We start from the raw sequence: 19448 nt of genomic DNA, 5'->3' as shown, positions 1-19448 counted from the left end.
TTGTGTCTAAATTTCGATGTCGTATTCGATGGCCACCGCCAGGTGCGGCGATATGCGGGGTTCACGCAGGATCTGCACATCCATGACGAAATCGGCGATGGTCGGCGTGACCATCTGGTAGTCGAGGCGCATGCCGTTGGCCTGGGCTTCGTCGAACGGCCACCAGGTGTGCTGACGATCCTTGCGGTTCATCAGGCGGAAGGCGTCGACCCAGCCGATCGGGCCGGTGATCTGGTCCATCCAGGCGCGTTCCTCCGGCAGAAAACCGGCTTCGCGCTGGTGGCTCTCCCAGTTGCCCAGGTCAATGGAGCGATGGGCGATCTGGTAGGAGCCGGCGAAGATGAAGTCGCGACGTTTGCGCCGCGTTTTCTTCATGTGCTGCTGCAGCACCTCCAGAAAGGCCAGCTTGTGCTCGATCTCGTCCTCGGTCACAGCATGGGGCACGGACAGGGAGGCGACGCTGACGTTGTCGAAATCCGCCTGGATAAAGCGCCCTTCCAGATCCCACTGTGGGTTGCCCAGGCCGCGAATTATGGCCTTGGGCATTGCCCGGCTGTAGATGGCGGTGCCTGAGTAACCGTCTTCTTCGGCGTCGAAGAAGAAGGCATTCCAACCCGGCACGTCCAGGAAGACCTCGGGCAGCTGATATTCTTTGGCGCGCAGTTCCTGAACGCAGACGACATCCGCGTCCAGTTTCTCCAGCCATTCGAGGAAACCGCGTTGGGAGGCGTTAACTATACCGTTTAAGTTTAAGGTGACGACTTTCATCCTGTCTATCCAGTCAAAAAGCGCGCGTATGATAACGGCGCATAACCGCCCTGTCACGGCTACAAAGGCCGATCCGGCGCGGCATACAAAGGTTTTTCGACCCAGGTCACTATTGGGTCTGTTAATGCGTACCAATTATCCGGTCGGGCTGTGTGACTTACCGCACGGCCGTTTTTTTATTCATGAGGCGCTTTCCGCTATACTCGCGCGCCCAGGCCCGCCGGGCCCCAACCACTACCACTTGAGGGGGCTTAATTCCATGGATAGTACACATTCCCACGACAGTACAGAAGCGCTGAGCGCCTGGCAGCGCGACTTTATCGATTTCGCCATCGACCAGGGCGTGCTCGCCTTCGGGGAATTCACCCTCAAGTCCGGCCGCCACAGCCCCTATTTCTTTAACGCCGGTCGCTTCCGCACCGGTGAGGCCCTGGACCGCCTGGGCCGGTATTACGCCCAGGCGCTGGTCGATTCCGGGCTCGAGTTCGACATGTTGTTCGGCCCGGCCTACAAAGGCATTCCGCTGGCGACCACCACAGTGGTCTCCCTGAACCGGGACCACAGCCGCAGCGTGCCCTATGCGTTCAACCGCAAGGAAGCCAAGGACCACGGCGAGGGTGGCCAACTGGTCGGGGCCGACATGGAAGGCCGGGTCGTGATCGTGGACGACGTCATCACCGCCGGCACGGCCATCCGTGAAGTGCAGGCCATCCTCGGCCAGCATCCCAAAGCCCAACTGGCCGGCGCCGTCGTCGCCATGGACCGACAGGAGAAAGCCCCGGACAGCGATCAATCGGCCATTCAGCACCTTGAAGCGGAATACGGCATCCCGATCATTCCGGTCATCACCTTCGGGCAATTGATCACCTATCTGCGGGACCGCCCGGAATTCGCCGAGCACCTGCCCGCCGTACAAGCCTATCGACAGCGGTACGGTGTCGCGTAACCGGACTTTAACCGGACTTGCTTCACCTTTCGTGCCCTCACCCGATGACATGGACTATCCTTTGAGGGCACAATGCCTGTTCAATAAATACACTGCAGTCCGACCGATCCCATGCTTAAACACCTAATCGCCACTGCGTTGATGCTGACTGTGCTGCCGCTGGCAGCCGAAGCCCAGCAGTTTTTCCGTTACAAGGATGAGAACGGTCAAATCGTCATCAACAGCTCTATTCCGCCCGAATTCGTCAAGAACGGTTACGAGATTCTCAATGAGAAGGGCGTGGTCTTGAGGGAAGTGGCTCCCCAACTGAGCGAAGAGGAAATCCGCCGTCGCCGCCAGGAACAGGAACGCATCGCCAACCAGGAGGCGCGCGATGCCGAGTTGACCAAACTCTATCGCTCGCCCATCGATGTCGACCGGGCGATGAAGACCTGGCTCAGCCGGCTGGACATGGAAATCCGGCTCAAGGAAAACCGCATCGCCATCCTGCGCACCGAGTACAACCAGTTGCAGTCCAAGGCGGCGGACCAGGAACGCGCCGGCAAGGCCGTCGATGAAGGCCTGCTGGCCGACATGGCGCAGATCGAAGAGGAAATCGAACGCTATCAGTCCGAAATCGCCGAGGTCGAAGCCCGCCAGGAAGAGGCGCGCGATCGCTTCCAGCGCGACCGGGCCCGCATGGTTATCCTCTACGAACGCCGCACCGGCAAGGACTGGGTGGAACCGGAAAACCGCGACGACTGAACTTTTCAGCGGCCGATCGGTCGGATCAGGGGACACACAGACAACCGGATAGAGAGTCGCCCCATGACACCGACCGCCCCCAACACCCGCGACGGAGTGCGCTAGATGCAACGCTGGATTCTGCTCGGCCTCATCGCTGCCGCCATCGCCGCCTTCTTCCTGTTCGATCTCGGCCAGTACCTGACGCTGGACCAACTGAAAGCCCGTCAGGCCGAGCTGGCCATTTTTCGCGCCGAGCACCCTGGCCTGCTCGCGGTCGGTTACCTGCTAATCTACATCCTGGTGACTGCGTTATCCCTGCCCGGTGCCACCCTGATGACACTGGCCGGTGGCGCCGTCTTTGGTGTGTGGCAGGGCCTGCTCCTGGTCAGCTTCGCCAGCTCCATCGGCGCCACCCTCGCCTTTCTGGTCGCCCGTTTCCTGCTCGGTGACTGGGTGCAAAGCCGGTTTCATGACCGATTGACCGCCATCAACGAGGGGATCGAACGAGACGGGGCGTTTTATCTGTTCTCGCTGCGCCTGGTACCGCTCTTCCCGTTCTTCGTCATCAACCTCGTTATGGGTTTAACCCCGATCAGGACCTGGACGTTTTATTGGGTCAGCCAGGTCGGCATGCTCGCCGGTACCGCCGTTTATGTGAATGCGGGTACTCAGCTGGCGCAGATCGACAGCCTGGGCGGGATTGTCTCGCCAAGTCTGCTGGTGTCCTTTGCGTTGCTGGGGCTGTTTCCGCTGGTGGCCCGGAAGGGGTTGGAGTGGATCAAGCATCGGCGCGGAATTGAAGGCTCGGTGTAAAAGAAGAGGTAGGGCAGAAGTGGTCCGACACTTCTGCCCTACTCTTGTCTCAATAATGGTACTTAACCACCAGCCCATACCAATTCTGGCCGTTGTTCGGCTTTTGCACACTGCCGTTGGAAATGTGCTGGAAGCGCCAGCCCGCCTGCCAATCCTTGTAACGCGCCCCAAGCCCCATGACCTGGCTGAATTGCCAGTAAGTGCTGTATTCATCCGGTCCCAGCGAGGTGGACGTCAGGTAGGCCGCCCCCAGTCCGGTCTCGAACACAAGCGTGGCCGGCCCGACCGGGAGTGACCAGTCGAACAGCGGCGTCAGGTTGGCCATGGGCTGTTCTTCGCCCTGGTAGGTGGCCTGGCCCAGCCCCAGTTCCAGCCCCGAGGTCACCGACACCGGCCCGAACCGGGCGCCCAGCGGTATATCCCATTGCAGCAACAGCCGCCCGCGTTCCTTGCCCGAATCCCAGGCGTAGTCGAACCCCGCGCTGCTGGCGTGGAAAGCGTTCACCGCCAGCAGAGTGCCCACCGAGGTGCCCACGGCCAGGTTGTACATCTTCAGTTCATCGGCGTTGGCGGTCGCCGCGGCCAGCAAGGCCACTACCAGAATCGCTCGCATCCCATCCTCGAATACCGTGTAAACAGGCGGGCATTATATCGACCCCGCTTCTGACTGCTATACTCCAGCGATGCTGAACCGTCTGATCTTCATCCTTCTTCTGGCCGGATCGCTCCCGGCTGCGGAACTCAAACCCCTGATTGTCGCTTCCGAGGTCTGGCCGCCCTACGTGACCGATCGAAGCGACCTGCCCGGCTTCGATGTCGAGGTCAGCCGGCGCGTGCTGGCCGACCTCGGCTACGATCTGCAACTGAGATTGATGCCCTGGCGCCGCGCTCTGGTGCACGCCAAAAGCCGCGAAGTCGACGCCGTTCTGGATGCGTTCGATGGTCCGGACCGGCACGCCTGGCTCTATTATCCGGACGAACCGCTCAGCACCAGCACCAGTTCGCTGTTTTGCCACGATTGTGATCGAACGAGCGCCCCCGGTCTCGAAGAACTGACCAACGCGATCGTCGCGGTTAACCGCGGTTACCAGTATTCGGACGCGTTCGACGCCCACCCGGGGATCGACCGGGTCGAGGTCGGCTCCTTCCGGCAAGGCTTCATGCTGCTGGCGCGCGGGCGAGTCGATTACTACGCCATCAACAATCGAGTCGGGCTGTTCACGCTGCAGCAGATGGACGAAGCGAGCGACTTTCGCCTGCTGACACCGCCCATCGCCCCGGTCGAGCCGGTCTACCTGGTGTTCGCCCACAAACCGGGCCTCGAGGCGTTGTCGCGGCGGTTCAGCGAGCGATTGGCCGAATTCAAGCAAACCGAAGACTACCGCGCCATCCTGGCCCGATACGGGATCGTCGAGGACGGAGGTGCGAATCCGGCGCTCGGCTTGGCGCCCGTCGAATAAAACCCGTGACAGGGTCCACAGTCTCCCGGCCAGACTGTACAATGGCTGTTTTCCGTTTGACCAACCGTCTGGATCGCTCATGCACCCGGGATCGCCCGCCACGCACCGTTCACGCCGAATGTTCCGGCTCGTCCTGCTGACCACTGTGCTGCTCGGCCTGGCCGGCTGTGGCCAAAAAGGCGACCTCTACCTGCCCCCCGAGCCCCAGGACGCCCAACTCACCCCGACCGATCAGGCCAGCATCACCCCATGACCGACGCCCAAACCACTTTCGAATACCGCCAGGGCCAACTCCATGCCGAAGACCTGCCCCTGGCCGACCTGGCCCGGCAGTACGGTACGCCGCTCTATGTCTATTCCCAAACCGCCATCGAACGGCAGTTCGATGCCTACAAGGAAGGCCTCGGCGACCACCCGGGGCTGATCTGCTACGCGGTCAAGGCCAACTCCAACCTGGCCGTGCTCGATGCGCTGGCCCGGCGTGGAGCGGGATTCGACATCGTCAGCCTGGGTGAACTGGAACGCGTTCTGGCCGCCGGAGGCGATCCGGCCAAGGTGGTCTTCTCCGGCGTCGCCAAGCAGGCCGACGAGATGCGCCGCGCGCTCGACGTCGGCATCCACTGTTTCAACATCGAGTCCGAAGGCGAGCTGGAGCGGCTGAACCAGGTCGCCGGCGAGATGGGTCGGGTCGCCAACATCTCGATCCGGGTGAACCCGGACGTCGACGCCCAGACCCACCCCTACATCTCCACCGGCCTGAAGCAGAACAAGTTCGGCATCGCCATCGAGGAGGCGCCGCGCGTCTACCGCCACGCCGCCAGCCTGCCCCACATCGCCGTGGTCGGTGTGGACTTCCACATCGGCTCCCAGATCCTGAAAAGCGAACCGTTCGAAGACGCCACCGACCGGGTACTGGCGCTGGTCGACGAACTGGCGGACCAGGGCATCCGCCTCAAGCACGTCGACATCGGCGGCGGCCTGGGCGTGCGCTACCAGGAGGGTGAGGTCGAACCCGATGTGCGCGCCTATGTCCGGGCTGTCGCCGCGCACCTGAAACAACGCAATCTCGAACTGATCCTGGAACCCGGCCGCAGCATCGTCGCCAATGCCGGCGTCCTGTTGACCCGGGTCGAATACCTGAAGTACAACGGCGACCATGCCTTCGCCATTCTCGATGCCGGCATGAACGACCAGATCCGTCCGGCGTTGTACCAGGCCTGGATGGACGTGCAGGCGGTCCGGCCCCACGAAGACGGCACCGAAGCCGCCTGGGACCTGGTCGGGCCGATCTGCGAAACCGGCGATTTCCTGGCGAAAGAACGGCGGCTGAACCTGAAGCCGGACGACCTGCTGGCCGTCATGTCCGCCGGGGCCTATGGCTTTGTCATGGCCTCCAACTATAATTCGCGTAATCGGCCGGCCGAGGTCATGGTCGCCGGCAACCGCTCTCAAGTGGTGCGCCGGCGCGAGACCCTGGACGACCAGATTACCCTCGAATCCCGACTCTCTTGAGGCTTTGATGCGTCTGAAGTTCACCAAAATGCACGGCCTGGGTAACGACTTCATGGTCATCGACGGTGTCACCCAGTCGGTCGAGCTGTCGCCGGAGCGCATCGAGCGTTGGGCCGACCGCCACTTCGGCATCGGCTTCGATCAACTGTTGCTGGTCGAACCCCCGACCCGACCGGACCGTGACTTCCGCTACCGCATCTTCAACGCCGATGGCAGCGAAGTCGAAAACTGCGGCAACGGCGCCCGCTGCTTTGCCCGCTTCGTGGTCGACCACAACCTGATCCACGCCGACCGCATATGCGTCGAAACCGCCGGCGGCGACCTGGAGCTGATCATCCAGGACGACGGCCAGGTCACGGTCGACATGGGCCGGCCGCGCCTGGCACCGGAGAAAATCCCTTTTCTGGCCGACGAACGCGCGCTGCTCTACCCGCTGACCACCGAAGACGGAACCCAACTGGACGTCGCCGCCGTCAGCATGGGCAACCCCCACTGCGTGATTCGTGTCGACTCGGTCGACACCGCCCCGGTGGAGACGCTGGGCCCGGAACTGGAAGAACACGAACGCTTCCCGCAACGGGTCAACGTCGGTTTTCTTGAGGTGGTCGATCGCACTCACGCCCGGTTGCGCGTGTTCGAGCGCGGCGTCGGCGAAACCCTGGCCTGCGGCACCGGTGCCTGTGCGGCCATCGTCGCCGGCCACATCAACGGTTGGTTCGACGACCGTGTTCACATCGCCCTGCGAGGTGGTACCCTGCTGATTGAGTGGCCGGGTGAAGGCAATGTGCTGATGACCGGGCCGGTGGAAACGGTATTTGAAGGAGTCGTCGGGTGACGGAAACACTGAGCGACAATGATCTGAGCCCCGAAGCTGTCGCGCACTATCTGCGCCGCCATCCGCGTTTTTTCGAGGATCATCCGAACCTGCTGAAAAAACTACACCTGCGGCACGATGCCGGCGAGGCCATCTCGCTGATGGAGCGGCAGAACCAGATCCTGCGCCAGGAAAACCGCCAGTTGATCGACCGATTGAACCATTTCATCCAGGTCGCCCAGCGCAACGACCGCCTCTTTCTGCAATTGCAGCGGCTGGTGCTCGACCTCTTGTCGCAAGCCGGCTGCAACGACCTCCTCTCCACACTGCAACAGGGCCTGGTCCGGGACTTCGACGTCCATGAAACCACGGTCATCCTGTGCGACCGGCCCAACCAGGATGGCGACGCCTGGCTGCAGATCGACCGCGACACCCTGGCCGGTCACTATCCGAAACTGGTGCATGAGCGCAAGGCGCTGTGTGGCGGTTTCGACGAGGAAGAGCGCAACTTCCTGTTCGCCGGTCTGCCGGTGCAATCCATCGCACTGGCCCCGCTGGAACGGCACGGAGAGGTCAACGGGCTCCTGGCCCTGGGCCACCACTCGGCCGAACATTTTCGCAGCGGCACCGACACCCTGTTTCTGACCCACCTGGCCAGCGTCATCAGTGAACTGCTGGGCAGGATGGGCGACGACTGACCGCCCCCGATCCGACCGGTATCCGACCTCATTCGTGATCGGCACCCGCGTACATGGACGTACAAACGGATAGGGGCCACCACCTAAGGACACGGTTGCAGATGCACGATTCCCTGCTGAAACCGGCGAAACGCATCGCCTTGTTGTACATCCTCGTCAGCGGACTCTGGATCCTGTTCTCGGATCAGGCGGTCAACATGGCATTCGAGGATCCGTTCTGGCGCAACCGGGCGCAAACCGTCAAAGGCTGGCTGTTCGTTCTGGTCACGGGCCTGCTGCTGTATGGTCTGGTGCTGCGCTCGCTGAAACGTCTGCGCACCGTCGCTCTGGAAGACCCGCTGACCCACCTGCCCAACCGCCAGGCTTTCGAGGCGGAACTCAACGAACGCTGCCGACACGCCAACCAGTATTTCTGCACCAGCATTCTCGACGTCGACCATTTCCAGGACCTGAACGATGAACACGGCCATGCCGAAGGCGACGACCTGCTGCTTGCGCTGCGTCGCTCGCTGGACCGGTTTCTGGATGAAGACTGGTACATCGCCCGGCTGGGCGGGGATGAATTCGGCCTGTTGTCGCCCGCAAAGCTGGACAAGAAAACCGCGCGGGAGACACTCGATCAGCTGCAACGCGAACTGACCCGAACCAGTGACCACCCGAGCCTGTCCAAACACACACTCTGTACCGGGACCAGTTTTCACCCCTCCGATGGCGGGACAGCTCGGGATCTGATGCGCCACGCCGACATGGCGCTGTTTCACGCCAAGACGCACGGGCGGGACCAGCATGCCGTCTTCAACGAGGATCTGAAATTCCGTCTGATGGAACGACTGGCGCTGACCAAGGACCTCAAACAGGCCTGCGACGACCTGAGTTTCGAGTTGGTGTACCAACCTCAATGGAACATGGAACGCGATCTCTGGATCGGGGCCGAGGTATTGATTCGCTGGCATCACCCCAAGCGTGGTTATGTGTCGCCGGCCGAATTCATCCCCCTGGCCGAAGAGCAGGGCCTGATCAGCGTCATCACCGAATTCGTGCTGACGCGCGCCCTGGAGGAAATGCGACAGGCGGGCATCGGTCATCTTCAACTGCCGCGCCTGTCGATCAACCTGTCCCGGAAAGCCTTGCTGGACCAGCACCTGATGCAACGTCTGTTCGACCGGGCCCGGTCCAAGCCGGAACAGAGACCGGCGTTGATTCTGGAAATCACCGAAACGGCCGCCATGGAAAACCTGCAAGCCACGCTGGCGGCCATGGAAGCCTGGCGCCAACAGGGCATCGCCTTTTCAATGGACGATTTCGGCACCGGCTATTCCTCGCTGGCGATGCTCAAGCAACTGCCGCTGAGCGAGCTTAAAATCGACCGCAGTTTTATCCAGGATATTCCCCAGGACCGCAACGATGAGGTCATCACCCAAACAATACTGGCGATGGCGCGCGTGTTGTCACTGGACGTGGTGGCCGAAGGCGTGGAAACCGCCGACCAGGCCGCCTTCCTGACCCAGTTCGGCTGCGCCACCATGCAGGGGTATTATTTCGCCAAACCGATGCCGATCGGTGAATTGAAAGCCTTGCTGGAAAAAGACAACGCCACCGCTCAACCATACCGGTAGGGTGGGCACGGCCCACCGGGGAAGAACAGTTGGCCGAAGCATTGTGCCTGTCGGCTGCTCAAATCATGTTGCCAAAAACAATGACCGATGGCTTAACCCAGCTCACCGGTGGGCGGTGCCCACCCTACGCGATTAAGCTCCAACGAATTTCAGCACCAGCGACGCCGTCCCCAGAAAGGCAAAAAAACCGACGACATCGGTCACGGTGGTGAGCACGACCGAACCGGCCAGGGCCGGATCGATCTTCATCCGTGACAACACCCAGGGTATGGCAACACCGGCCGCCGCAGCGGCCAGCAGATTGACCAGGATGGCAAAGGCGATCACCCACATCAAAGCCGCACTGCCGAACCACCAACTGGCCACCAGCCCGATCACGATGGCCCAGACGATGGCATTGACGACGCCGACCAGCATCTCCTTGCGCATCAGACTGGTCACGTTGGCCGCCCCCAGTTGGCCGGTCGCCAGACCGCGTATGGCCAGCCCCAGGGTCTGACTGCCGGCGATGCCGCCCATGCTGGCGACCACCGGCATCATCACCGCCAGTGCCACCCACTGCGACAGGGCCGCTTCGAACAGACCGATCACCCAGGCCGCCAGCAAAGCCGTGACCAGATTGATGCCCAGCCAGACACTGCGCTTGGGCACCGCCCGCCGCAGCGGCGAAAACAGGTCTTCCTCTTCCAGGCCGCCGCCACTGAGTTGCATCATCTGCTTTTCCTGCTCCTCGACAATGACATCGAGCGCGTCGCGAGCGGTAAAGCGGCCCAGCACAGTGCCGTTTTCGTCGACCACCGGCAGCATGGCCCGGTCCGCACTGTGGACTTTCTGGGCGCCGTCGTGCAACGACAAGGCGGGATTGAGCGGCAGGATGTCCGGGTCGATAAAGCGGCTGAGTGGTGCCTGAGTCGGCGTCTGCATGGCCGCGTCCAGCGACAGACAGCCCTTGTAGCGTCCGTCCTCGTCGACCAGTACTATGACATCGGTCATCTCCGGCAACCCGGTCTCACGCAGCGCCTTGCGGAACAGTCGCCCGGGGGTTTCCGCTTCGGCGGTGATGACATTGAAGCTGAGCCAACGGCCGAGCTGGTTGTCGTCGTAACCGAGGGCCGCCTGCAACTGCTCGCGCTCTTCCTGATCGAGTCGACGCAACACCTTGCGACCAAGCTGGCCCGGCAGGTCGTCCATCAGTTCGAGCAGGTCTTCCGGGTCGGTCCGCCCCAGCCACTGCAACAAGGCGTCCGGCGGCGCCGCTTTCAGCAACGAGCGCCGGTGCTCGTCGTGCAATTCAACCAGGACAGCACCCCGCAGGGCCGGCGGCACGGCCTGCCAGACGGTCAGCCGCTGCTCGAACGGCATACACTCCAGTGCGAAGGCGATATCGGCCTCGGACAGCCCTTCGAACCACTCGCGGCTGGCCGGTCGTTCCTCGGCCAACTCTTCAAGCCAGAATTCAACGTGTTCCTGCAGGGTGTCTTCGCGTGTCGACATGAGCGTGTCCTGATCCGATCCCGGGAAAAAGTAGAGCAAACAAGCACTTACTATAGCATGCCTGGGCGGGAAGCCCGGCGGTGATGAGCGCTTGTTGACTCAAGGACCGGTACGCTCCGTTGACCGGTTTCGGATGCATACAGGTCGTGGTCTTTGCGCGACGTCGGTGTTTAACGGGAGGGTGCGGCCACCGGCGTTCTCAATCGACCAGCCAGCTTCAAGCCGTCCCTCAGGTTGAGGCTCATCAGCCCCAGATTAACGGCACCGGCCAGCAGTTCCACCGACTGCAGCGCATAAAAGGCACCATCAAAGCGCCCTTGCCCCGCCCAGGTATTCAACACAATCGCACAGGGAATCAAAACCAGAAGACCATTCATCGCGATGAACGGCATACGTTTCTTTTTCACGGCCACCCACCGGCCACCTCGCTCCCTGGCCAAGCGAAACCCTGAACCGCCCACAGCCATAAGGCAGGGAATCAGGATAAACAGACCGGGCGCGACGATCAGGCTTTTGACCGTTGCTATCGATTCGTGATCGGCAAACATCTCCGAGTAGAGTGTAGCGGCCATAAACAGACTGATCAGCGTCATAGCCAATACACCGGCAATAGCATGGATACGGTGTGTCATCATTCGTGCCTCCTATTCATGGATGTCAGGGCCAAATCCGTACACACGGTCGTCACCGCCAGTGCATCGATCGCAATTCCGATCCAGGTGTTCCGGTAACGGCCCAATCGCTTCATTCGACTCCATATTAGTTGCAATTGCAACTTTTGCAATTGCTAATTAGTTCGGGCAATCTTGCCTTGTACCCATGGGGCCACACAGTAAATGCAGTGAGTATGACGTTTTGGTTGAACTGAATCGGAGAGAAAGTCTGGGCTGGCACGTGGCTGTTCTGGCGCGCAAGATGGCTGCCCGGCTGGATTCGGAGCTGAAGAAATACGATCTGAAAATCAGCTATTGGCCGACCCTGTTTCTGCTTTGGGAACAGGAGGGTCTGTCCCAGACGGAACTCGCCAAGGCTTGCATGACCGAGCACTACACCACGACCCGAATTCTGGACAAGCTGGAAATTCTGGGGCTGATCGAACGTCGAACCGACCCGAACAGTCGCCGTACATTCCGCATCTACCTGACGGAGAAAGGTCGTGCGCTGGAAAAACCGCTGACCGATCTGGCGCGACGGGTGAACGACCACTATCTCTCCCGGTTACCGAAAGAGAACCAGGATGCCTTTATTGGCATGATGCAGGATATCAACGAAGCGGATTGAGCCGGAAAAACCGAAGTACAGGCTCATGTGTCGGCGAGAAGCTCCCCTCCCGACTTTAATCGAACGATTTCAGGAATCGACGCTTGTCGGCTCGGTATCCCCGAGCCTCGTAAAACGCATGCGCCGCCAAACGGTGGTCGCTGCTGGTCAGTTCGGCGGCCAGGCACCCCTGGCTTCGAAAGAAGTCGTCCGCCTCGTTCACCAGCGCTTTGCCAATGCCCAGACCACGCAGGTTCTCATCCACGACCAGGGCGGTAATTCGTCCCAACGGTTCGACCTGATGCAAGGGTGGTGTCAGGTGGCAGGCGATACAGCCCACTACTCGTCCCTTGTATTCGGCCACCCAGACGGGGCTGCTCGCATCGGCGGCGAACCACGCCAACCGCGCCGCGAGACGATCGATGTCCATGACATAGCCCAGTTGATCCAGCAGGGGGTGCAGTTGAGCCGCATCACCCGGTCGGGCACGTCGAAGACCGGGAGTCACCTGCACGGCATCATCCGCCATCGCCACCGCCGTCCGAGCCGCCGCCACCATCCCAATAGCCGGGGCTGCCGCTTCGGCTGGCCAACGGCGAGCCAAACAGCTTACTCCACAGATAGAGTACCAAGGCCCCGCCGAATCCCTTAACGCCCCAGTGAGCGTGCTCCGCCCAGGCCCAGGTCTCGACGGGTTGCCCCATCAACCACCAACTGGCCAGCAACCCGGCCACCAAAACCAGAAACAGTTTCATGTCGTAACTCCCTTATGACTTGTGTCCCCCGTTTAGCCTGGGGTGACCGGTGTGTCGGCAAAATGCCCGCATACTGACTAAGATGAACGGACCAATGTGTAGTACCTTGGCAAGCTAACATAGATCGACGATGATGTGAGGCTCTGTTCATCGCTTCCTCTGCAAGCCATGAGCCCTATACTGTGGGCTGATCGATCTGATATACCATTTCTCAATTGGGAGTTCCAAATGAAACTGGCAGTGCTGTCCCGCGAGCCGAACAACTATTCCAACCAGCGCCTGGTAGCGGCTTGCGAGGCGCGAGGTCATGAAGTCCGCGTGATCGACACACTGCGGTGTTATATGAACATCGCCTCGCATCGGCCGTCCATTCATTACAAAGGCGAAGCCCTGGAACACGTCGATGCCATCATTCCCCGCATCGGCTCGTCCATCACCTTTTACGGTACGGCCGTGGTGCGCCAGTTCGAGATGATGGGCACCAAGACCATGAACAGTTCCCTGGCCATTTCCCGCTCGCGCGACAAGCTGCGCTCGATGCAGATGCTGGCGCGCAAGGGCATCGGCCTGCCGGTCACGGGCTTCGCCCACAGCCCGGACGAAGTGCCGGACCTGATCCAGATGGTCGGCGGCGCGCCGCTGGTGGTCAAGCTGCTGGAAGGCACCCAGGGCATCGGCGTGGTGCTGTGCGAGACCCGCAAGGCGGCGGAGAGCGTGATCGAGGCGTTCCTCGGGCTGGACACCAACATTCTGGTGCAGGAATACATCAAGGAAGCCGGCGGAGCCGACATCCGCTGCTTCGTCATCGGTGACAAAGTGGTGGCCGCGATCAAGCGGCAGGCCGAGCCCGGCGAGTTCCGTTCCAATCTGCATCGCGGCGGCTCCGCCTCGGTGATCAAGATCACGCCGGAGGAACGCAAGACCGCCGTGCGCGCCGCCAAGGTCATGGGCCTGGAAGTGGCGGGTGTCGATATCCTGCGCTCCAATCACGGCCCGGTGGTGATGGAGGTGAACTCCTCGCCCGGGCTGGAGGGCATCGAGACAGCGACCGGCAAGGATGTCGCCAGCCTGATTATCCAGCACATCGAGAAGAACATCGTCGACAAACCGAAAAAACGCGTGGAAGCATGAGCCTGATCGAACCATCCAGCCTGGCACCGGGCCAATGGCACAATATTCCGCTGCCCTTGCCGGGCGCGCCCGGTGGTTCGGAGGCGATCATGCATGCCTTCGTCCGTCGCAGCCGCAAACCGGGCCCGACCCTGTTCATCACCGCCGCCATGCACGGCGACGAGTTGAACGGCCTGGAAATCATCCGGCGTTTCATGCGCAGCCGCAAACTGAGCAGTCTGATGGGCACGGTCATCGTTGTGCCCGTGGTCAATGTGCACGGTTTCGGCATGGGTTCGCGTTACCTGCCGGACCGGCGTGATCTGAACCGGGTCTTTCCCGGATCCGCCAAGGGCTCGCTGGCCGCTCGGGTGGCCGAGGTGTTGATGCAGGAAGTGGTGATGAAGTCCGACTACGGCATCGACCTGCACACCGCCGCTATTCACCGGTTCAACGTGCCGCAAATCCGCGCCAATCTGGATACCGACGAAACCGCCGAAGGCATGGCCAATGCCTTCGGCGTACCACTGATCCTCAACAGCGAACTGCGCGACGGTTCCCTGCGTCAGGCGGCCGGGGATAACGGCATTCCGGTTATCGTCTACGAGGCGGGCGAAGCGCTGCGGCTGGATGAAATCAGCATTCGCGCCGGCAAGCGCGGCATCACCAATGTGATGATGCATCTGGGTATGCTGCGTGGCATGCCGAAGGTGCCGGCGGACCAGGCGGTGGCCGACAGTTCCTATTGGGAGCGGGCGCAGGATTCGGGGGTGTTTCATGTGCTGGTGAAGCCGGGCACCTACATCAAGAAGAATCAGTTGCTGGCGCGCATCATCGGGCCGAGTACGATGCAGGCGACCGAGGTGCGGGCGACCCGGGCGGGCATTATCGTGGGCTTTACGCAGTTGGCGATGGTGTACGAGGGGGATGCGTTGTTTCACATTGCCCGGTATCGGGGGATGCATGAGGATGTGGCGAATCAGGTGGAGCAATTCCATGAGGAGTTGGGGCCAGAATACGGGACCTAGTTGTTGGTCTTGGGTGGCAGGAACCCGCATCGGTAGGCCGGGATACTCCGACGGGGTCGCCGTGTATACGTCCATGTAGGCTTGGCTGCGGCATCCATGCCGCAGACATCCCCGCCGGAGCATCCCGACCTCCCGCTGCTAGCCCTTGGACACAAATAACCTCTGGTGACACCGTGAAATAAAAAAACAACAAAACACAATTGGGAACATCTATGACATTCAAGCTGATATTCAAGGGAGAGTTGAAGGAAGGCAAGGACCAGGCTGACGTGGTTGAGTCCCTGTCCAAGCTTCTGAAGAAATCCCCGCGACTGATCGAACAAAAACTCTTTTCCGGTAAGCCCGTGCCCATTCGCCGTGTTGGTACGCGGGAGCAGGCGCGTCGATATGTGGCGGCGTTCGAGAAGGCGGGGGCGGTGTTGCACATCGCGGCAGAGCCGGAGTTCGATGCGGAGTCGCCTTCGCAAACGGTGCCGGATTCGGGTGACGATCCGCGTTCCCGTCTGGGTCTGAAAGTGACGGCCTGGGTGTTTATTCTGCTGTTGTTCGTGGCCGGTGGCGCGGCCTGGTGGAGCTATCCGATCTGGTCGTTCGATGAGGATACGGAGTATCGCAATCGGACGGCGGCGGCGTTGGCCAGTGAGGATCTGGTGGCGCTGGCGAGTGTGGATGTGAAGCGGGCGACGGCATTGGAGGAGCGGTTGTTCGGGGCGCCGGATTCGGATGCGTTGCTGAGCGATGCCCAGGGTTTGTGGAGCACGCTGGCGCGGTTCGGTCTGGATGCGCGTCGCGATGTGTCGGATGTTCTGCTGGGGCTGTATACGTCGCAAGCCGAGCCGAATGTGGCGTTGGTTATTCTGGGCGATTTCGATACTCAATCGGTGCGGGCCTGGCTGAATGAGCGGTTCGAGGTTGAGCGGGTCGATGAGTCGACGCGGACGGTTTATTTTTCCTGGTTGAACCAGCACACCTGCGAACCCTCGCCGCTCCAAGCGATGCGTCTGGAGCCGAGTCGGCTGGTTATGACGTCGGCGGAGCGATTACCGGACCTGACACGGCGTCTGGATACGAACGCGACCGCGGCGAGTGCTCTGGGTGACTGGCGTGCCCGGGCGGATACGAGCCTGGCGACGGTGGCGGTGTTCGGCCCGAAACGGATGGGAAATACCCTGCCCGGTTTGCCCGGCATGCTGATGGCCGGCGCCGGTGAAGCCGCGGCGCCTGCCCGGTCGATCATTCTCAGCGCGGCGCCCACTCTGCTGCCTCCGGGATTGTCGGTGGACGCGACACTGTTCAGCGATAACCCCGATTTCCTGCAACAAACCTATGAGAGCGCGAAAACCGCTTTGGCATCCGTACGAGCATCGGCGACGAAGGAGTGGCCCGATCTGGCCGACCTGTTCGACCGGATATCACTGGACCAGGCTCCGGGAGAAGTCAGTGGCGTCATGCGGTTCGATTCCGATTTCGACGACGAAATCCGCAATCTGGTAGCCGCGTCGGCCGGTCGGATGTTCGGGGTCGCGTCCCGGCCGGGCCAGGCTGTGCCGGAAGAACGCATCGAGGACAATCCGACGATATTCGAACCGGCCAGCCGCTCGGACCTGCAAGCCTTTTCCGGGTTTTCCGACAACGACGCCTCGATGGCCTGGACGGACGGTCCCTTTGGTCTGGCGGTCAGCAAGTTGACGTTGAACGAGGAGGGGCAACTCAGGGTTCATATTGAAGCCGAAGGCCGTGGTTTGCCCAATCTGGCCTCGCGTTCGGAATTGGTGAGCCTGACCCTCCATGGCGTGACGGACGCCAACGGCGAATCGTTGCTGGAGCCGGGCCGTTGCAAACCGGGTCGGCCATTGGAAACCATGACTCTGAACCGGGTCTCCGAGGGTTTTGGATTCAAGGACGGGGAATCGGTGCAATACCCGACGGTCACGGGCGAGAAAACCGTGCCGTTGGCCGAGGGTGTAACGGCCGAGCAAGTCGCCAGTATCCGTGGCCTCATCGAATACCGCATGCCGACACAGGTTCAACGTTTTGTCGTCCAGACACCGCTCCTCGGTCGTGTCGTCGAAACCGACAACGTTCGTCTGCACTTTTCCGAAAGCAACGCTTCGACACTGTCCTATCAATTGAGCGGCGAAACGCATCGGTTGCTGGCGGTGCGCGGTCTGAACGAGGCCGGTGAGGTACTGAGCGAGTCGAGCAGCAGCTGGGGCGACAATTGGTTCGGGGGCGGCAAGAACGCATCGATCTCCATACAGGGCGAAGCCAACCAGGTCGAAGTCTTCATCGCCACCGAACTGGAAACCGTCACCTTCCCGTTCAACCTGGCCAGCGCCTACCCGTCGATGACGTCCGACTTCAACACCGCGCCGCCAACGATTTCTCCCGTCGAGGCGAATGTATTCGAACGCACCGTCGAAGCCTCGCCACCGACGGTCGAATATGCCTTCAACGAACCGGAACAGGAAGTGACGACCGGACCGGGCCGGCTGGCCATTCAGCGCCTGGACGTGTCCGATTTTCAGGGGCTCTACGCGCAAATGCAGCTCTACGTGCCGAACACTCTGCCCGTGGCGCACCAACTGGCCGGAGCGGTGGTGACCTTCAACACAGCCCGTTTGCCCGATGGCCGAACCCGGGCCTTGAACGCCTCCACCCCCGTAGCCCTGGGACCGGACGGCGGATACTGGAACAACGGCGAGTTCGTACCGGACCCGGAACGCCCCTGGTGGCGTGGTGATGCGACGCTCCAACTGTCGGAATACGAAGGCGAGAAGCCCACCTCGATACTCGGGCAGATCCGCTTCCAGGCGCCGCTCGCGATCGCGACGGAAGCGCTGCCCACCCAACCGGGGAGCCGCTGGTCCGACGGCAAGATGGCAGTCGAAGTCCGGGAATGGCGAACCGGGGAAATCGGCCTGCACATCGACGGCCAGACCGACCGACTGCTGTCCGTACAGGCCTTCGACGCCGTAGGCGAACGGGTCGACAACGACGTCAGCCTGTCGAACGGGTTTGGCGAGCCCGTGCTCTGGGTCAAGGTCGCGGACAGACCTGACCGGTTGCAACTGCTGTTGGCCGAACAACGGGCCGAACGCAGCTACCCGTTTGAATTGACGCTGGACTGATCAGGCTCAGTCCACCTTCAAAACCTTCAAACAAAACGCCCCGATGGGCCGGTAACCCAACGCCTGATACGCGCGCTGTGCCGGCTCATTGCTAAAACCGGTAAACAGAATGGAACGCCCCACACCCCGCTCGCGCGCCTGCAGCAGGGAACCGGCCACCACAGCCCGGCCATAGCCTTTGCCACGCTCACTCGGCGGTGTGAACACACCCCCGATCTGAACCACAGTGTCCAGAGCGGCATTGAAGCAGGACATCGCCACCGGAACCCCGGAGCGAGCCAACACATAACTCACACCGCTCTGAATATCCTTACTTATATTGGCTTCGGCCCGCTCACGCGCCTGCTCCGAATAATCGGCCCCCATCAATTCCACATCGTAATCCAGCCGCCACTGCACCAACTGATCCTGATCCTCCGGCGTAGCCAGACGACACTCGATATCGGGGTCCTTGAGCATCTCAGGCTCCTCAAGATGAGTCAGTTCAAGGGCAAACAACCGCTCCGGACTGTTCACACGAAAAACCCGACATCCAAACCATTCCGCCAACCAATCAACCTGGCTCTGATCCCCGACAAACCCCGCAATCGGCCGATCCGCCTCCCGCTGGATCACCTCCGCCAACGCCTCCAATCCTTCAGGCGCCGAGGGAATGATCATGCCGTTCCAATACAAAGCCGCTGCGCCCACAAGCTCATCGCCCTCGAACGCCCCCCAATACTGGCCATGATAGGGCTCATCACCCGCCACCAGTCCGGATCGGCTCAAATTGTTGAGCAGGAACAGTGAACGGTCGGTGTGTTGTTTCAAAAATGATTCGAGCCGAGGTTGATCGGCTTCGGTCAATAATCGTGCATGCATAGGGATTCCTTGTCGGTTATGGACTCAATTCAGATTCTTTCCGATACGCTAGGAGGCCATCGGAGAACAGTAGGTTGGATCGGTCCGACGCTTCGGTAGCCGAAGGCGTAATCCAACAGGTTCGTCGTTGGCACGGTCTGCTTCACGGGCACGGTATGGATGTTGGATTACGCACTCACGCGCTAATCCAACCTACTACTCTAACTTCCTATTTTTTCCCGCGGAAGGCTAGCGACGGCGACCGGGTGGTCATCATCGGGGATGTCGGCAGCAAGGATGCTGCCGCCAAGCCCCCATGGACGGGTTCACGGCGACCCCGAGGATGACCACCCGGTCACCGGCGCGGGTTCTGCCACTGAACAGGGTTATTTAAGCCGCAAGGCCACCACCGCCTTTGCCCATTACAGACGAAGCCGATATTCTTAGCGGCTCAAACAAGAACATCCGATAAACCAC

The 19448-nt window shown here is 61.2% G+C and carries 20 protein-coding genes; 13 read left to right on the top strand and 7 right to left on the bottom strand.

All coding sequences use genetic code 11. The features are described from left to right. Positions 1 to 6: 6 nt before the first annotated feature. Positions 7 to 768 (bottom strand): exodeoxyribonuclease III, encoded by a 762-nt coding sequence (locus IE111_RS13680; protein WP_189609621.1) that lies wholly within the window; start codon positions 766 to 768, stop codon positions 7 to 9. 259 nt (positions 769 to 1027) lie between these two features. Between IE111_RS13680 and pyrE the strand changes: the two genes are divergently transcribed. The 3 genes from pyrE to IE111_RS13665 all read left to right on the top strand — a co-directional run bounded on the left by pyrE (position 1028) and on the right by IE111_RS13665 (position 3253). Beyond that, positions 1028 to 1714, top strand: coding sequence for an orotate phosphoribosyltransferase (pyrE, locus tag IE111_RS13675; RefSeq protein ID WP_444544501.1), 687 nt, complete (start codon positions 1028 to 1030; stop codon positions 1712 to 1714). A gap of 111 nt (positions 1715 to 1825) precedes the next feature. After that, positions 1826 to 2458, top strand: a complete 633-nt coding sequence (locus tag IE111_RS13670) for a hypothetical protein (RefSeq protein WP_189609619.1) — start codon at positions 1826 to 1828, stop codon at positions 2456 to 2458. Positions 2459 to 2563: 105 nt separating this feature from the next. Beyond that, positions 2564 to 3253 (top strand): TVP38/TMEM64 family protein, encoded by a 690-nt coding sequence (locus IE111_RS13665; protein WP_189609617.1) that lies wholly within the window; start codon positions 2564 to 2566, stop codon positions 3251 to 3253. A gap of 49 nt (positions 3254 to 3302) precedes the next feature. Here the strand turns inward: IE111_RS13665 and IE111_RS13660 are convergent, their stop codons facing one another. Then, on the bottom strand, positions 3303 to 3866 hold the full coding sequence (locus tag IE111_RS13660) for an acyloxyacyl hydrolase (protein WP_189609614.1): 564 nt from the start codon (positions 3864 to 3866) through the stop codon (positions 3303 to 3305). A 70-nt stretch (positions 3867 to 3936) separates the two neighbouring features. On the opposite strand from IE111_RS13660, the gene IE111_RS13655 reads away from it, so the two are divergent. The 6 genes from IE111_RS13655 to IE111_RS13630 all read left to right on the top strand — a co-directional run bounded on the left by IE111_RS13655 (position 3937) and on the right by IE111_RS13630 (position 9353). After that, positions 3937 to 4713 (top strand): transporter substrate-binding domain-containing protein, encoded by a 777-nt coding sequence (locus tag IE111_RS13655; RefSeq protein ID WP_189609612.1) that lies wholly within the window; start codon positions 3937 to 3939, stop codon positions 4711 to 4713. A gap of 79 nt (positions 4714 to 4792) precedes the next feature. After that, entirely contained in the window at positions 4793 to 4966 is a 174-nt protein-coding gene (lptM, locus tag IE111_RS13650; RefSeq protein WP_229805358.1) for an LPS translocon maturation chaperone LptM, read from the top strand. Further along, positions 4963 to 6225 (top strand): diaminopimelate decarboxylase, encoded by a 1263-nt coding sequence (gene lysA / locus IE111_RS13645; RefSeq protein WP_189609610.1) that lies wholly within the window; start codon positions 4963 to 4965, stop codon positions 6223 to 6225. Before lptM ends, lysA begins: the two co-directional genes overlap by 4 nt. A 7-nt stretch (positions 6226 to 6232) precedes the next feature. After that, complete coding sequence (gene dapF / locus IE111_RS13640; protein WP_189609608.1) at positions 6233 to 7060, top strand: diaminopimelate epimerase; 828 nt, start codon at positions 6233 to 6235, stop codon at positions 7058 to 7060. Beyond that, positions 7057 to 7737 carry a DUF484 family protein gene (locus IE111_RS13635; RefSeq protein ID WP_189609606.1) on the top strand — a complete coding sequence of 227 codons (681 nt, stop codon included), beginning with the start codon at positions 7057 to 7059 and terminating at the stop codon, positions 7735 to 7737. Before dapF ends, IE111_RS13635 begins: the two co-directional genes overlap by 4 nt. 101 nt (positions 7738 to 7838) lie before the next feature. Continuing rightward, complete coding sequence (locus IE111_RS13630; protein WP_189609604.1) at positions 7839 to 9353, top strand: putative bifunctional diguanylate cyclase/phosphodiesterase; 1515 nt, start codon at positions 7839 to 7841, stop codon at positions 9351 to 9353. 132 nt (positions 9354 to 9485) lie between these two features. Here IE111_RS13630 and IE111_RS13625 read toward each other — a convergent pair whose 3' ends face one another. After that, positions 9486 to 10847: a magnesium transporter gene (locus IE111_RS13625; RefSeq protein WP_189609602.1), complete on the bottom strand. Its 1362-nt coding sequence runs from the start codon at positions 10845 to 10847 to the stop codon at positions 9486 to 9488. A gap of 170 nt (positions 10848 to 11017) precedes the next feature. Continuing rightward, on the bottom strand, positions 11018 to 11440 hold the full coding sequence (locus IE111_RS13620) for a hypothetical protein (RefSeq protein WP_229805357.1): 423 nt from the start codon (positions 11438 to 11440) through the stop codon (positions 11018 to 11020). Positions 11441 to 11702: 262 nt separating this feature from the next. On the opposite strand from IE111_RS13620, the gene IE111_RS13615 reads away from it, so the two are divergent. Beyond that, positions 11703 to 12128: a MarR family winged helix-turn-helix transcriptional regulator gene (locus IE111_RS13615; protein ID WP_229805356.1), complete on the top strand. Its 426-nt coding sequence runs from the start codon at positions 11703 to 11705 to the stop codon at positions 12126 to 12128. Between the two features lie 55 nt (positions 12129 to 12183). On the opposite strand, the gene IE111_RS13610 is transcribed toward IE111_RS13615, so the two are convergent. Both IE111_RS13610 and IE111_RS13605 read right to left on the bottom strand, forming a co-directional pair. After that, the gene (locus IE111_RS13610; protein WP_229805355.1) at positions 12184 to 12636 is read right to left on the bottom strand and encodes a GNAT family N-acetyltransferase; all 453 of its coding nucleotides are present in this window, start codon (positions 12634 to 12636) and stop codon (positions 12184 to 12186) included. After that, on the bottom strand, positions 12626 to 12862 hold the full coding sequence (locus IE111_RS13605; RefSeq protein WP_189609598.1) for a hypothetical protein: 237 nt from the start codon (positions 12860 to 12862) through the stop codon (positions 12626 to 12628). Before IE111_RS13605 ends, IE111_RS13610 begins: the two co-directional genes overlap by 11 nt. Before the next feature lie 228 nt (positions 12863 to 13090). On the opposite strand from IE111_RS13605, the gene rimK reads away from it, so the two are divergent. The 3 genes from rimK to IE111_RS13590 all read left to right on the top strand — a co-directional run bounded on the left by rimK (position 13091) and on the right by IE111_RS13590 (position 18131). Then, positions 13091 to 13993 carry a 30S ribosomal protein S6--L-glutamate ligase gene (rimK, locus tag IE111_RS13600; RefSeq protein ID WP_189609596.1) on the top strand — a complete coding sequence of 301 codons (903 nt, stop codon included), beginning with the start codon at positions 13091 to 13093 and terminating at the stop codon, positions 13991 to 13993. After that, a complete protein-coding gene (locus IE111_RS13595; RefSeq protein WP_189609594.1) occupies positions 13990 to 15000 on the top strand; it encodes a succinylglutamate desuccinylase/aspartoacylase family protein in 1011 nt (336 codons plus the stop codon). Before rimK ends, IE111_RS13595 begins: the two co-directional genes overlap by 4 nt. Positions 15001 to 15212: 212 nt before the next feature. Then, a complete protein-coding gene (locus IE111_RS13590) occupies positions 15213 to 18131 on the top strand; it encodes a hypothetical protein (RefSeq protein ID WP_189609592.1) in 2919 nt (972 codons plus the stop codon). A gap of 6 nt (positions 18132 to 18137) precedes the next feature. Here the strand turns inward: IE111_RS13590 and IE111_RS13585 are convergent, their stop codons facing one another. Beyond that, positions 18138 to 18992: a GNAT family N-acetyltransferase gene (locus IE111_RS13585; RefSeq protein WP_189609590.1), complete on the bottom strand. Its 855-nt coding sequence runs from the start codon at positions 18990 to 18992 to the stop codon at positions 18138 to 18140. Positions 18993 to 19448 lie beyond the last annotated feature (456 nt).

This window comes from Saccharospirillum salsuginis (genome assembly GCF_014651855.1).
Lineage (GTDB): Bacteria > Pseudomonadota > Gammaproteobacteria > Pseudomonadales > Natronospirillaceae > Saccharospirillum > Saccharospirillum salsuginis.
This window is presented reverse-complemented; position numbering and strand designations above follow the sequence as displayed.

What these genes read in the sequence shown, in the direction of transcription:
- IE111_RS13680 (WP_189609621.1), bottom strand. Translation starts at nt 768, where the DNA reads ATGAAAGTCGTCACCTTAAACTTAAACGGTATAGTTAACGCCTCCCAA.
- IE111_RS13625 (WP_189609602.1), bottom strand. Translation starts at nt 10,847, where the DNA reads ATGTCGACACGCGAAGACACCCTGCAGGAACACGTTGAATTCTGGCTT.
- IE111_RS13660 (WP_189609614.1), bottom strand. Translation starts at nt 3,866, where the DNA reads ATGCGAGCGATTCTGGTAGTGGCCTTGCTGGCCGCGGCGACCGCCAAC.
- lptM (WP_229805358.1), top strand. Translation starts at nt 4,793, where the DNA reads ATGCACCCGGGATCGCCCGCCACGCACCGTTCACGCCGAATGTTCCGG.
- IE111_RS13670 (WP_189609619.1), top strand. Translation starts at nt 1,826, where the DNA reads ATGCTTAAACACCTAATCGCCACTGCGTTGATGCTGACTGTGCTGCCG.
- IE111_RS13620 (WP_229805357.1), bottom strand. Translation starts at nt 11,440, where the DNA reads ATGACGCTGATCAGTCTGTTTATGGCCGCTACACTCTACTCGGAGATG.
- rimK (WP_189609596.1), top strand. Translation starts at nt 13,091, where the DNA reads ATGAAACTGGCAGTGCTGTCCCGCGAGCCGAACAACTATTCCAACCAG.
- IE111_RS13595 (WP_189609594.1), top strand. Translation starts at nt 13,990, where the DNA reads ATGAGCCTGATCGAACCATCCAGCCTGGCACCGGGCCAATGGCACAAT.
- IE111_RS13610 (WP_229805355.1), bottom strand. Translation starts at nt 12,636, where the DNA reads ATGGCGGATGATGCCGTGCAGGTGACTCCCGGTCTTCGACGTGCCCGA.
- pyrE (WP_444544501.1), top strand. Translation starts at nt 1,028, where the DNA reads ATGGATAGTACACATTCCCACGACAGTACAGAAGCGCTGAGCGCCTGG.
- dapF (WP_189609608.1), top strand. Translation starts at nt 6,233, where the DNA reads ATGCGTCTGAAGTTCACCAAAATGCACGGCCTGGGTAACGACTTCATG.
- IE111_RS13655 (WP_189609612.1), top strand. Translation starts at nt 3,937, where the DNA reads ATGCTGAACCGTCTGATCTTCATCCTTCTTCTGGCCGGATCGCTCCCG.
- IE111_RS13630 (WP_189609604.1), top strand. Translation starts at nt 7,839, where the DNA reads ATGCACGATTCCCTGCTGAAACCGGCGAAACGCATCGCCTTGTTGTAC.
- IE111_RS13585 (WP_189609590.1), bottom strand. Translation starts at nt 18,992, where the DNA reads ATGCATGCACGATTATTGACCGAAGCCGATCAACCTCGGCTCGAATCA.
- IE111_RS13605 (WP_189609598.1), bottom strand. Translation starts at nt 12,862, where the DNA reads ATGAAACTGTTTCTGGTTTTGGTGGCCGGGTTGCTGGCCAGTTGGTGG.
- IE111_RS13665 (WP_189609617.1), top strand. Translation starts at nt 2,564, where the DNA reads ATGCAACGCTGGATTCTGCTCGGCCTCATCGCTGCCGCCATCGCCGCC.
- IE111_RS13590 (WP_189609592.1), top strand. Translation starts at nt 15,213, where the DNA reads ATGACATTCAAGCTGATATTCAAGGGAGAGTTGAAGGAAGGCAAGGAC.
- lysA (WP_189609610.1), top strand. Translation starts at nt 4,963, where the DNA reads ATGACCGACGCCCAAACCACTTTCGAATACCGCCAGGGCCAACTCCAT.